We start from the raw sequence: 12,190 nt of genomic DNA, 5'->3' as shown, positions 1-12,190 counted from the left end.
TCGCTTAACCACGCTCGTTGCAATGGGAGCCGTATGTCGATACCACGTTTGAAATCCTATCTCTCCATTTTCGCTACTGTGCTAGTGCTCGGTCAGGCCGTTACCGCACAGGCGGCGGAGCTGCCTGACTTCACGCAACTGGTCGAGCAGGCTTCGCCGGCGGTGGTCAACATCAGTACCACGCAGAAGCTGCCGGACCGCAAGGTTTCCGCGCAGATGCCCGACCTGGAAGGGTTGCCGCCGATGCTGCGCGAGTTCTTCGAGCGGGGTATGCCGCAGCAGCCGCGCTCGCCACGGGGCGATCGTCAGCGCGAAGCCCAATCCCTGGGTTCGGGCTTCATCATCTCGGCGGACGGTTACATCCTGACCAACAACCATGTGATCGCCGATGCGGATGAAATCCTCGTGCGCCTGGCCGATCGCAGCGAACTGAAAGCCAAGCTGATCGGTACCGACCCACGTTCCGACGTGGCGCTGCTGAAGATCGATGGCAAGGACCTGCCGGTGCTGAAATTGGGCAAATCCCAGGACCTGAAAGCCGGTCAGTGGGTGGTGGCTATCGGCTCGCCTTTCGGTTTCGACCACACCGTGACCCAGGGCATCGTCAGCGCCATCGGTCGCAGCCTGCCGAACGAAAACTATGTGCCGTTCATCCAGACCGACGTGCCGATCAACCCGGGCAACTCCGGTGGTCCGCTGTTCAACCTGGCCGGTGAAGTGGTGGGTATCAACTCGCAGATCTACACCCGTTCCGGTGGCTTCATGGGCGTGTCCTTCGCGATCCCGATCGATGTCGCCATGGATGTTTCCAACCAGCTGAAAGCCGGTGGCAAGGTCAGCCGTGGCTGGCTGGGCGTGGTCATCCAGGAAGTGAACAAGGACCTGGCGGAATCCTTCGGCTTGGAGAAACCGGCCGGTGCGCTGGTGGCGCAGATCCAGGACAACGGTCCGGCGGCCAAGGGTGGCCTGCAGGTCGGCGACGTGATCCTGAGCATGAATGGTCAGCCTATCGTCATGTCGGCGGACCTGCCGCACCTGGTGGGTGCCCTCAAGGCGGGCGCGAAAGCCAATCTGGAAGTGATTCGCGACGGCAAGCGCAAGAACATCGAGCTGACCGTGGGTGCGATTCCGGACGAAGACCAGGCCCTGGACGCCATCGGCAAGCCCGGTGCCGAGCGCAGCAGCAACCGTCTGGGTGTCGCGGTGGTCGAGCTGACCGACGAGCAGAAGAAAACCTACGACATCAAGGGCGGTGTAGTGATCAAGGAAGTGCAGGACGGCCCAGCCGCGCTGATCGGTCTGCAGCCAGGCGATGTGATCACTCACCTGAATAACCAGGCGATCACTTCGGCCAAGAACTTCACCGAAATCGCCCAGGCACTGCCGAAGAACCGTTCGGTGTCGATGCGAGTCCTGCGCCAAGGGCGTGCCAGCTTCATTACCTTCAAGCTGGCCGAGTAATCCGTATCGCGGGTTGATCGCGCAATAAAAAAGCCCGCCTCGAAAGAGGCGGGCTTTTTTGTGGGCGCAGCAGGCTCAGCGCATCATGTCCTTGACCATCTGCTCCTGGTCCATCAGCTCGCGCTGACGAGCGTCGATCCGCGAAGACAGGGGGAAGTTGCTGCCGGCGCGGCGTTTGGCGAAATCCAGCTGCTGGATCGCCTGGCGATAGTCCCCGACCAGGGCAAAGTACTCGGCCCGTGCCTGGTGCAGGCCGATTATATTGCCGGACAAGCCGCGGGTTTCCGCCACGGAGTACCACACGTCCGGATCGTCGGGGCGGGTCTTGAGCAGACTTTCCAGGGCTTTTTCGGCGTCTGCCGGGCGATTCTGCTTGAGCAGCAGGTCGACCCTGACCTGGTTCAGTGGGTAGTTGCCCGGGTACTGCGCAAGCATTTTGTCCACCCGCGCCTGGGCATCCGCGAAGCGGCTGGTGGCGGTGTCCAGGTCTACCTGGGCCAGGTTGTAGGTAATGTCGTTGGGTTGCTTGGCCAGCAGCTGCTTCAGGTTTTCCCGGGCGTCGTTGAACTGGCTGCCCTTGATCTGGGCAATGGCCAGGCCATAGCGAGCGATGTCGTTTTTCGGGTTTTCGTCGAGTTGGGCACGAAAACGCTTGGCGCCCATGCCGGGGGACTCTTCGTAGATCAGTTGCACCCGGGCGCGGATCAACTGGTAGCGCAGGCTGTCTTCCTTGCCGCCGGCCTTGGCCTGTTCGGCGCGGTTACGGGTGTCGGCGATCCGCGATTCGGTGACCGGGTGAGTCAGCAGGAATTCCGGTGGCTTGGCGTCGAAGCGGTACTGACGCATCAGGCGCTCGAACATGGTCGGCATGGAGCGTGGGTCATAACCGGCTTTTTCCAGGTTGAGAATGCCGATACGGTCGGCTTCCTGCTCGTTCTGCCGGGAAAAGCGCCGTTGTTCCTGGATGGCCGCGGCCTGGGTGCCGGCGATGGCCGCGAAACCAGCGTCACCGCCACCCGCCGCGGCAAGCACGATACCGGCCAGCAGGGCGGCCATCATCGGCACCTGCATGCGCTGCGAGGCTTCGACGCCGCGGGCGAAGTGGCGTTGCGACAAGTGGGCCAGTTCGTGGGCCAGCACCGAGGCATATTCGCCTTCGGTCTGGGCGTTGAGGAACAGGCCGCCGTTGACTCCGACAATGCCCCCGGGGGCGGCAAAGGCATTGAGTTGCGGGCTGTTGATCAGGATGAATTCGAGGCGCCGGTCGTTGACCTGGCTGGTCTCGACCAGTTTATAGACGCTGGTTTCGACGTAATCCTTGAGCTGCGGGTCGTTGAGTTGCGAAACCTGGCTGCGCAGCAGCGCCAGCCAGGCGCGGCCCAGTTGGTATTCCTGTTGTGGCGAGACAATGGCAGAACTGGCATCACCGAGTGACGGCAGGTCGTCGGCGAAGCCTGGTGAGGCGAGCAGGCAAGCGAGCGTCAGCAGGGTAGGGCGCAAAAAAGTCATGCACAAAGCCTTAGTCGACAAAGAGTCTACTGTAGCCGGACACCAGGCCTTGGACCAGATATTCTAGGCACCTCGACGACCCTCCCGGAGTGACGCAATGACTGATGCAGTAGCCCACGACGCCGAGCTCGATGCCAGCGGCCTGAACTGTCCGTTGCCACTGCTCAAGGCCAAGATGGAGCTCAATCGCCTGGCCAGTGGCGCAGTGCTCAAGGTGATCGCCACGGACGCCGGCTCCCAGCGCGACTTTCGCACTTTTGCCCGTCTGGCCGGTCATACCCTGCTTCGCGAGGAAGACGAAGCCGGGGTCTATCGTTACTGGCTGAAGAAGGCCTGAACAGGCCCGGAAATCACTAAGGATCATCGATGTTCAAGGTTTTACGCGACTGGGTTCAGCGCTACTTCTCCGACGAGGAGGCCGTGGTACTGGCCGTTCTGTTGTTCCTGGCCTTCACCGCGGTGCTGACCCTGGGCGGCATGCTCGCGCCCGTGCTGGCGGGGATGGTGCTGGCTTACCTGATGCAGGGGCTGGTGTTGACCCTGGAGCGCTGGCGCTTGCCCGGAGGTGCCGCGGTGGGCCTGGTCTTCGCCCTGTTCATGGGGCTGCTGCTGGTGTTCATCGTGGTCGTCGTACCGCTGCTGTGGCACCAGGTGATCACCTTGTTCAATGAGTTGCCGGGAATGTTCGCCAAGTGGCAATCGCTGCTTTTGCTGCTGCCGGAGCGTTATCCGCACCTGGTGTCCGACGAGCAGGTGTTGCGGGCGATCGAGGTGGTGCGCGGCGAGATCGGCAAGTTCGGCCAGTGGGCGCTGACCTTCTCGCTGTCCAGCCTGCCGTTGCTGGTCAACATGATGATTTATCTGGTGCTGGTGCCGATCCTGGTGTTTTTCTTCCTCAAGGATCGGGTCATGATCAGTCAGTGGGTGCGTGGTTACCTGCCGCGCGAGCGGACCTTGATCACCCGGGTGGCCCAGGAAATGAACCGGCAGATCGCCAACTACATCCGTGGCAAGGTGATCGAGATCGTCATTTGCGGCGGGGTGACGTATATCGCCTTCGTGACCCTGGGGCTGAACTACGCGGCCCTGCTGGCGTTGCTGGTGGGGATTTCGGTGGTGGTGCCCTATGTCGGCGCGGTGGTGGTGACCGTCCCGGTGACCTTGATTGCCTTGTTCCAGTGGGGCTGGAGCGATCAGTTCATCTATCTGATGGCGGTCTACGGGATCATTCAGGTCCTGGACGGCAACGTGCTGGTACCGCTGCTGTTTTCCGAGGCGGTGAACCTGCACCCGGTGGCAATCATCTGTGCGGTGCTGCTGTTCGGCGGGTTGTGGGGGTTCTGGGGGGTGTTTTTCGCCATTCCCCTGGCCACCCTGTTCAAGGCGGTACTGGATGCCTGGCCGCGTAAAGAGCCGGTCGTGGCGCCCTTGCTCTAGAACCGTTCTGCTCTGGAAATGAAAGGGGCGGCTGAATCAGCCGCCCCTTTTCATTCTGTTGCCAGGCTCAGGCCTTGTTCAGCGCCTGGGCGGCAGCCAGTACCGCATCCACGTGCCCCGGCACCTTCACGCCGCGCCATTCCTGGCGCAGCACGCCGTCCTGGTCGATCAGGAAGGTGCTGCGGTCGACGCCCATGTATTCCTTGCCATAGAGCTTCTTCAGTTTGATCACGTCGAACAGCTGGCAGACGGCTTCGTCCTTGTCACTGATCAGCTCGAAGGGGAATTCCTGCTTGCACTTGAAGTTCTCGTGGGACTTCAGACTATCGCGGGAGACGCCGAACACTTCGGTATTGGCGGCCTTGAACGCAGCGTATTGATCGCGAAAGCCCTGACCTTCGGTGGTGCAGCCCGGGGTGCTGTCCTTGGGATAGAAGTAGATCACCACCTGCTTGCCCTTGAGCGCGGCCAGGCTGACGGTCTGACCGCTGGTGGCCGGGGCTTCGAAGTGGGCGACAGGTTGGTCGATGGCAACGGCCATGGGAGCTTCCTTACATTGGGTTCTGTGGGCGCCAGGGTTCGATCAGCGCATCGAGGTTCAGCGCGTCGGCAAAGTCCAGGAACTGATCGCGCAGCCAACTGATCTGGGTGCCGGCCGGCAGGGTCACGGTAAAGGTGGCGTTGAGCATGGTGCCGCCGGTCTGTGGGGCCTGATAGGTATCGCAGGTCAGGTTTTCCAGCTCGATATGGTGGTCGATGAAGAACTGGCACAGCTCGTTGACGATGTCCGGGCGATAGGCGGCGCTGACGTAGGCCACATAAGGCAGGGCCTGCGGCCGATTGTCCAGGGCCGCGCTGCGTACCACGTTGACGGTGAAGGCGTATTTCTTCGCCAGCGACGGCAGGCCGGCCTCCAGGCGCGCCAGGGCATCCCAACTGCCGGAAACCTCCAGGATCAGCGCGCTGCACTCGCCATGGCGAGTCAGGCGGGAGGTCACCACGGCGCAGCGATTTTCATGGCTGGCGCGGCACAGGACGTTGGTCAGCTCCATGGGGTTGGCGCCGAGGGCACTGATGACAAGGAATTGTTCGCGAACTGTGGGGGTGGACATGCAGCATTCCTAAAGCGATGAGCGGTCGATACTTTTTGCAGGCTCGAGTACGGGGTAAAGCTTCGGATGCGGCTCCGGAGGCCCTGAACCGCCGGGTTGCGGCGTGCTCCGTTGAGGCTGGAGCGAGGGGCGGCAACGCGGGATTGGGGCTTCGGATGCCGAAAAGGGAGGCTGGAACCCGGCGTACAAGCTGGTCAGTAGCGATCAAAGTCTGAAGGGTAGCGAAATCCATCGCTCAGGGGAATGCTCGCAGCGCGGTACTTCGCTTGTGCAAGCATCTTGGCGCCAGTACCATTACCGCTCTCTTTTTCCGGCAGGAGCGGTTGCATGATTGCGGGCAGTATGGTGGCACTGGTCACACCCATGGATGCACAGGGTCGTCTTGACTGGGACAGCCTGAGCAAACTGGTGGACTTCCACCTGCAAGAGGGCACCAACGCCATTGTCGCGGTCGGTACTACAGGTGAGTCCGCTACCCTCGATGTGAACGAACACATCGAGGTGATTCGTCGTGTGGTCGCTCAGGTCGCAGGGCGTATTCCGGTGATTGCCGGTACCGGCGCCAACTCGACGCGCGAAGCGATCGAACTGACCACCAATGCGAAGATCGCCGGTGCCGACGCGTGCCTGCTGGTGACCCCGTATTACAACAAGCCGACGCAAGAAGGCCTGTATCAGCATTTCCGTGCCATCGCCGAAGCTGTCGATATCCCGCAGATCCTCTACAACGTGCCGGGCCGCACCGCTTGCGACATGCAGGCTGAAACCGTGATCCGCCTGTCGACCGTGCCGAACATCATCGGCATCAAGGAAGCCACCGGCGACCTGCAGCGCGCCAAGGACATCATGGCCGGCGTGAGCAGCGATTTCCTGGTGTATTCCGGCGACGACGCCACCGCCGTCGAACTGATCCTGCTGGGCGGCAAGGGCAATATCTCGGTGACCGCCAACGTGGCGCCCAAGGCCATGAGCGAGATGTGCGCCGCCGCGATGCGGGGCGATGCCGCCACTGCCCGGGCGATCCACGAGAAGCTGATGCCGCTCAACAAGACCCTGTTTATCGAATCCAACCCTATTCCCGTGAAATGGGCCCTGTGCGAAATGGGCTTGATGGCAAACGGTATCCGTCTGCCGCTCACCTGGCTCAGTGCTGCCTGTCACGAACCGCTGCGGCAGGCCATGCGCCAGTCCGGCGTATTGGTTTAATTGAGGAAGTACTACGCATGAAGCGATTGGCCGGACTTTCCGCACTTGCCTTGATTATCTCCAGCACCAGTGGCTGCGGATGGATCTGGGGGCCGGAAGGTTACTTCCGCGACCGCGGTAGCGATTACCTGCAGGCGCAACAGACCGCTCCGATGCAACTGCCGCCGGATGTCAGCACCTCCAAGCGTCTCGACCCACTGTTGCCGATCCCGCGCAACGTGGCCGACGACACCGTCAAGGGCGAATACATCGTGCCGCGTCCGCAGCCGTTGGGCTCGGTGGCCGATGCCAGCGACTACACCCTGCAGAAGAGCGGCGATTCGCGTTGGGTCATGGCCCAGCACTCCCCGGCCGAAGTCTGGCCGGTGGCGATGCAGTTCTTCCAGGACAACGGTTTCCGTATTGACGAACAACGTCCGCAGACCGGCGAGTTCACCACCGCCTGGCAGCGTTCCGACGAACTCTCCGCGTCCATGGCCAAGCGCCTGGGCAGCGTGGGTTCGGCCGATAACGAAACCCGTGTACGGGTGCGTATCGAGCCAGGCGTGCAGCGCAATACCAGTGAAGTCTACGTGGTCAGCGCCGAGCGTCCTGCCGGCAGCACTTCCAGCGTCGATTTCACCAACCGCTCGGTCAACACTAGCCTGGATGCCGCGCTGGTCGACGAAATGCTCGCCAGCATGAGCCGCAGCTCCGAGAAGGGCGGTTCGGTGTCCCTGTTGGCCGCGCGTGATTTCGATACCCCTAGCCGTGTCAGCCTGACCGAAGACGGCAGCGGCAACGTGGTGCTCTACCTCGGCGAAGACCTCGATCGCGCCTGGTCGAGCGTCGGCCGCGCGCTGGAGCAGGGCGAATGGCGCGTTGAAGACATCAACCGCAGCCTGGGCCTGTACTACATCAACCTGGCGGAAAAAGCCCAGAAGAAAAACGACGAGCCAGGTTTCTTTGGCAAGTTGTTCGGCAGCACCCCGGCCAAGGAAGAAGTCGAAGCCCGCGCCGAGCGTTATCAGGTTCGCCTGAGCAAGGTGGGCGACAACGTCCAGGTCACCGTCGAGAAGGACATCAACACCGTTGCCCCGGCTGAAGTGGCGCGCAAGGTGTTGAGCGTGATTCAGGACAACCTGGGCTGATCCGATGCGTTTCGCCGTTCTCGGCAGTGGTAGTCAAGGGAATGGCACGCTGATAGCCAGTGACGACACCTACGTCCTGGTGGATTGTGGTTTCTCCCTGCGGGAAACCGAGCGGCGCCTGCTGCGCCTGGGGGTAGACCCCGCGCAGCTGAGCGCGATCCTGGTAACCCACGAACATGCCGACCACGTGCATGGCGTGGGTTTGCTGTCTCGGCGCTACAATTTACCGGTCTACCTCAGTCGCGGCACCTTGCGTGGGATGCGCAAACCGGTGGACCCCGCGGGCTTTCTCGCCGGTGGCGAAACGCTTCAGGTCGGCGCCTTGAGCATCGATGTAACCGGCGTCGCTCACGATGCGCTGGAGCCTGTGCAGTATGTGTTCAGTGATGGTCAGCGGCGTTTCGGCCTGTTGACCGACCTGGGTTCCTACTGTGACACGGTGATCGACCGCTATCGCGGGCTGGATGCCTTGATGATCGAGGCCAATCACTGCCGGGATATGCTGGCGCGAGGTTACTACCCGTATTTCCTCAAGCAGCGGGTTGGCGGGGAAAGGGGACATTTGAACAACCACCAGGCCGCCAGCCTGGTGGCCGAGTTGGGCTGGCAAGACCTGCAACATCTGGTGCTGGCCCATCTGAGCAGCAAGAACAACCTGCCGCAGCTGGCCCGGCAATGTTTTGTCGACACCCTCGGGTGCGACCCGGACTGGCTGCAACTGGCCGATCAAGATTCAGGGCTCGACTGGCGACATATCGCCTAGCCCACCTACTTAGCAAGCGGAGCCCATCATGGAAAAACGTGAAGAACTCTACCGTGGCAAAGCCAAATCGGTTTACAAGACCGACGACGCCGACCGCCTGGTCCTGCTGTTTCGCAACGACACCTCGGCGTTCGACGGCAAGCGTATCGAGCAGCTCGATCGCAAAGGCATGGTGAACAACAAGTTCAATGCCTTCATCATGCAGAAGCTCGAAGAGGCCGGCGTGCCGACCCAATTCGACAAGCTGCTGGGCGACAACGAGTGCCTGGTGAAGAAGCTGGACATGATCCCGGTCGAATGCGTCGTGCGTAACTATGCCGCTGGCAGCCTGGTCAAGCGCCTGGGTGTGGAAGAGGGCCTGAAGCTCAATCCTTATACCTTCGAACTGTTCCTGAAGGACGACGCCAAGGGCGACCCGTTCATCAATGAATCCCACGTCGTGGCGTTCGGCTGGGGCACCGCCGAGCAGTTGGCGCGCATGAAAGAGCTGTCGCTCAAGGTCAACGAAGTCCTGAGCAAGCTGTTCGACGATGCCGGCCTGCTGCTGGTGGACTTCAAGCTGGAGTTCGGCGTATTCAGCGACGGTTCCATCGTGCTGGGTGACGAATTCAGCCCGGACGGCTGCCGCCTCTGGGACAAGGACACCAAGAAGAAGATGGACAAGGACCGCTTCCGTCAGGGCCTCGGTGATGTGATCGAAGCCTACGAAGAAGTCGCCAACCGTCTGGGTGTACCGCTGTAATCGACGCAACCGACTGATAGCACGGAAAAAATTTGCTCGAGGGGCTTCGCTTCGGGCAAAGGTGCTGTTATGATGCGCGCCGTTGGAGAGATGCCAGAGTGGCCGAATGGGACGGATTCGAAATCCGTTGTACCTTCGCGGGTACCTAGGGTTCGAATCCCTATCTCTCCGCCATATTTAACGAAAAGCCCCGTTTTTACGGGGCTTTTTCGTTTCTGGCTGTTTTTGTTCCTCCGCTTGTTCCCCATCTGGGGGGTGAAGAATCCTTGCCGGGTCCGATGCATCAGGCCATCAGCGTATGCTCCGCATCCCCGAACCAGGCCCGCACCATATCGGGGGCGGGCGTGCCAATGTTGTCCAGCACCGTCACGTCGACGAAGTTCTTGCCGTTGTTGGCGCCATCGGCGTCCACCTGCACCGTGATGTTGTTGCCGGACTGCACCAGTTGGACAAAGTCGGACACCTGGCTGGTGCCGCTGACAAAGTTGGCCTTGAGCAGCGCGGAGAGGTCGATCGTGTCACCTGCGGCGAAGTTGTAGTCGAGGACATGGTCGCCGCCTTCATTCAGGTTGAGGTAGGCGAACACGTCGGCTCCCGCGCCACCACTGAGCGTGTCCTCGCCGCCACGACCCACGATGATGTCGTTGCCGTCGCCGCCACTGAGCGTGTCCGCGGACATGCTGCCCACCAGTGTGCCGCTGGGGCCTCCGTGGTAACTGACGCGGGTGCCGGCCGCGCCGCCGTCGGTGGCCAGGAAGTCGTCCACCGAGTAGTGCCCCAGCAGGTTCACCCTGGCTTGATGCGTGCCGTCATCCACCGTCAGCAGGCCACCGCTGCCCGAGGCGTTGGCGGTGTAGCTGAGCTGGGTGTTGGCACCGAACGCGAGATCGCCGAACGTCAGCAAGTCATCGTTTTCAAGGCCGAGGATGCCGATCAGCGAATCCGCTGCTTGAGCTTGTGCGATCACCAGTGAGCCCGCGCCTTCGCCGTGGAAGGCGACGGACACTTGTGCGGCACCGTCGAAAGTCAGGCTGGTGTTGCCGTCGAGGGTCGCGCTGCCATTGCCGGTCACGTCGGCCAGCAGGTGCAGGCTGCCACCGTTGGCCCACAGGTGGCCGGTGTTTTCGACCGCACTGGCCACCGTCATGCCGCCTGCGCCTGTGGACTCCAGCACCCCGCCGTTGCTGATGGTGTGGCTGCCGGTGTCGACCACCAGGCTGTTCAAGCCGTTGGCCAGGATCAGCCCGGTATTGACCAGTGCCATCTGCCCGCCGCCCAACTGGCCGGCGCCGGAAATGCGGTTGTCGACGTTGGTCAGCACCGTGTCGGCGCTGCCGCCGAAAATCATGTTGTGTGCATTGTCGGATAGCAGCACCTGGCCGCCACCGGTCAGGGTCGCGCCACGGAACAGAATCTCAAGGCTGGTCTGGTTGCCGGCGGAGTCGAGTTCGATGATGCCGCTGTTCTGGATGCTGCCACCGAACGGCATGATCGCGCCGTCGGCAATGCTGAGGATGCCGGTGTTGTGGGTGACCGGGTCCGCATCGAACTGGAAGTTCGCTGCGCTCAAGTGCGCCGCGTCGACACCTTCGAGGGTGACCGTCTGGCCGGAACCGATATTGACCAGCGCATTGCCGTTTGCGTCGTGGGTGAGGCCCAAGTCAGCAAAGCCGGTGACACCTGTGAAGCCGATCAAGTCGATCTTGTCCGCCGTGATATCGAAGTTGTAGATATGGTTATTACCGATCGGCTGGGCGAAGACGAAAGTGTCGGCACCGGATGAGCCGGTCAGGTTGTCGTCAGCGGACAAGGCGAAGATCGGCGCGCCCGGGGCATAGGCTTCGACGTTGTTGAACACGTAGGCGCTTGCGCTGCTGCCATCACTGTTGCTCCAGTACAGGTTGATATCGAGCACCAACGCACCCGCGAAATCACTTGGGGTTGTCACGGTCAATGCGCCGGGATCGTTGGTCTGCACGGTCCAGGTGCCGTCGCCATTGTCGGTTCCTGCGTTGAACACCCACCCCGACGGAACACCGCTGATGGCCACCGTTACAGGACCGTTGAGGTCGGTCAGTGGCATCTTGAGGGCCAGGTTGATGGGGGTGCCGGCAACGCCTGCCGGAAGGTTTGCGCTGCTGCCGGCAGCGCCCAGATTACCCGCCAGGTCGGTATAGCTGTTGGCGGCAACGTCGACTTTCACGCTACCGCCCAGCGTTCTGGTCAGCGTCGCGGTGTAGGTATCGCCGTCGACCTGGGTAAAGTTACTGAAGGTTCCGCGGGGCGTTCCGCTGGATGCAGTCACCGAGACATCCGAGAGGCTGAAGCCGGTCACGGTCTCACTGAACTGGAAGGTGACGGTCGACATTGAGCCGATCGAGCTCCCTAAGGCCGTCCCCGTCACGGTCACCGTCGGCGGCACGGTATCCACGGGCGTTTCAACCACGTTCTGCACGTTTACCGTAATGGTCTGCGTGTCGGTTCCGCCATTGCCGTCGGAGACCTGAACGTCCACAACGTAGGCATTGTCGCCGTCGGTACCGCCAATATCCTGGGGATTCTCGTAATCGGGCGCCGAGTTGAACGTCAGCACGCCGCTCGAACTGATCGAGAACTTGCTGAAGTCCGTCCCGGCCGTGTTCAGGATCGAGTAGCTCAGCGTCTGCGCCGGTAGATCGGCATCGCTCGCCGTCACCGTCGTGACGGCCGTGGTGTTCTCCGCGACGTTGACCGACGCCGTCGCACCAGCGCCGTTGGAGGTGATCACCGGGCTGTTGTCGTTGACCCCCGTCACGCTTACCGCGATCGCCTGGTCGTCGAACAGCGCGCC

11 protein-coding genes and 1 tRNA gene are annotated in these 12,190 nt (G+C 61.8%); 8 read left to right on the top strand and 4 right to left on the bottom strand.

Features of this window, described 5'->3' with window-relative positions; translation table 11 throughout:
• The first annotated feature begins 33 nt into the window (after window positions 1–33).
• Window positions 34–1,461: a DegQ family serine endoprotease gene (locus ACQKQA_RS08550; RefSeq protein ID WP_427555495.1), complete on the top strand. Its 1,428-nt coding sequence runs from the start codon at window positions 34–36 to the stop codon at window positions 1,459–1,461.
• Between the two features lie 75 nt (window positions 1,462–1,536).
• Here ACQKQA_RS08550 and ACQKQA_RS08545 read toward each other — a convergent pair whose 3' ends face one another.
• Complete coding sequence (locus tag ACQKQA_RS08545) at window positions 1,537–2,970, bottom strand: M48 family metalloprotease (protein WP_427555493.1); 1,434 nt, start codon at window positions 2,968–2,970, stop codon at window positions 1,537–1,539.
• 97 nt (window positions 2,971–3,067) lie between these two features.
• Here ACQKQA_RS08545 and ACQKQA_RS08540 point away from each other — a divergent pair, with 97 nt between their 5' ends.
• Both ACQKQA_RS08540 and ACQKQA_RS08535 read left to right on the top strand, forming a co-directional pair.
• Window positions 3,068–3,307, top strand: a complete 240-nt coding sequence (locus ACQKQA_RS08540; protein ID WP_007930235.1) for a sulfurtransferase TusA family protein — start codon at window positions 3,068–3,070, stop codon at window positions 3,305–3,307.
• A 29-nt stretch (window positions 3,308–3,336) separates the two neighbouring features.
• The gene (locus ACQKQA_RS08535) at window positions 3,337–4,407 is read left to right on the top strand and encodes an AI-2E family transporter (RefSeq protein WP_427555489.1); all 1,071 of its coding nucleotides are present in this window, start codon (window positions 3,337–3,339) and stop codon (window positions 4,405–4,407) included.
• Between the two features lie 67 nt (window positions 4,408–4,474).
• Here the strand turns inward: ACQKQA_RS08535 and ACQKQA_RS08530 are convergent, their stop codons facing one another.
• Together ACQKQA_RS08530 and ACQKQA_RS08525 are read right to left on the bottom strand one after the other, a co-directional pair.
• Complete coding sequence (locus ACQKQA_RS08530) at window positions 4,475–4,948, bottom strand: peroxiredoxin (protein WP_427555487.1); 474 nt, start codon at window positions 4,946–4,948, stop codon at window positions 4,475–4,477.
• 10 nt (window positions 4,949–4,958) lie between these two features.
• On the bottom strand, window positions 4,959–5,519 hold the full coding sequence (locus ACQKQA_RS08525) for a glycine cleavage system protein R (RefSeq protein ID WP_427555484.1): 561 nt from the start codon (window positions 5,517–5,519) through the stop codon (window positions 4,959–4,961).
• A 327-nt stretch (window positions 5,520–5,846) separates the two neighbouring features.
• Between ACQKQA_RS08525 and dapA the strand changes: the two genes are divergently transcribed.
• The 5 genes from dapA to ACQKQA_RS08500 all read left to right on the top strand — a co-directional run bounded on the left by dapA (window position 5,847) and on the right by ACQKQA_RS08500 (window position 9,534).
• Window positions 5,847–6,725 carry a 4-hydroxy-tetrahydrodipicolinate synthase gene (dapA, locus tag ACQKQA_RS08520; RefSeq protein ID WP_427555483.1) on the top strand — a complete coding sequence of 293 codons (879 nt, stop codon included), beginning with the start codon at window positions 5,847–5,849 and terminating at the stop codon, window positions 6,723–6,725.
• A 17-nt stretch (window positions 6,726–6,742) separates the two neighbouring features.
• Window positions 6,743–7,855 carry an outer membrane protein assembly factor BamC gene (gene bamC, locus ACQKQA_RS08515; protein ID WP_427555481.1) on the top strand — a complete coding sequence of 371 codons (1,113 nt, stop codon included), beginning with the start codon at window positions 6,743–6,745 and terminating at the stop codon, window positions 7,853–7,855.
• Window positions 7,856–7,859: 4 nt separating this feature from the next.
• Window positions 7,860–8,618: an MBL fold metallo-hydrolase gene (locus ACQKQA_RS08510; protein ID WP_427555479.1), complete on the top strand. Its 759-nt coding sequence runs from the start codon at window positions 7,860–7,862 to the stop codon at window positions 8,616–8,618.
• A 28-nt stretch (window positions 8,619–8,646) separates the two neighbouring features.
• Window positions 8,647–9,360 (top strand): phosphoribosylaminoimidazolesuccinocarboxamide synthase, encoded by a 714-nt coding sequence (gene purC / locus ACQKQA_RS08505; RefSeq protein ID WP_124349872.1) that lies wholly within the window; start codon window positions 8,647–8,649, stop codon window positions 9,358–9,360.
• A gap of 84 nt (window positions 9,361–9,444) precedes the next feature.
• Window positions 9,445–9,534 (top strand) — tRNA-Ser (locus ACQKQA_RS08500).
• A gap of 109 nt (window positions 9,535–9,643) precedes the next feature.
• On the opposite strand, the gene ACQKQA_RS08495 is transcribed toward ACQKQA_RS08500, so the two are convergent.
• Window positions 9,644–12,190: Ig-like domain-containing protein (locus ACQKQA_RS08495; protein ID WP_427555475.1), on the bottom strand; the 2,547-nt coding region annotated here is incomplete at its 5' end.

It is taken from the genome of Pseudomonas sp. NPDC089530, from assembly GCF_050280705.1.
Taxonomy (GTDB): domain Bacteria; phylum Pseudomonadota; class Gammaproteobacteria; order Pseudomonadales; family Pseudomonadaceae; genus Aquipseudomonas.
This window is presented reverse-complemented; position numbering and strand designations above follow the sequence as displayed.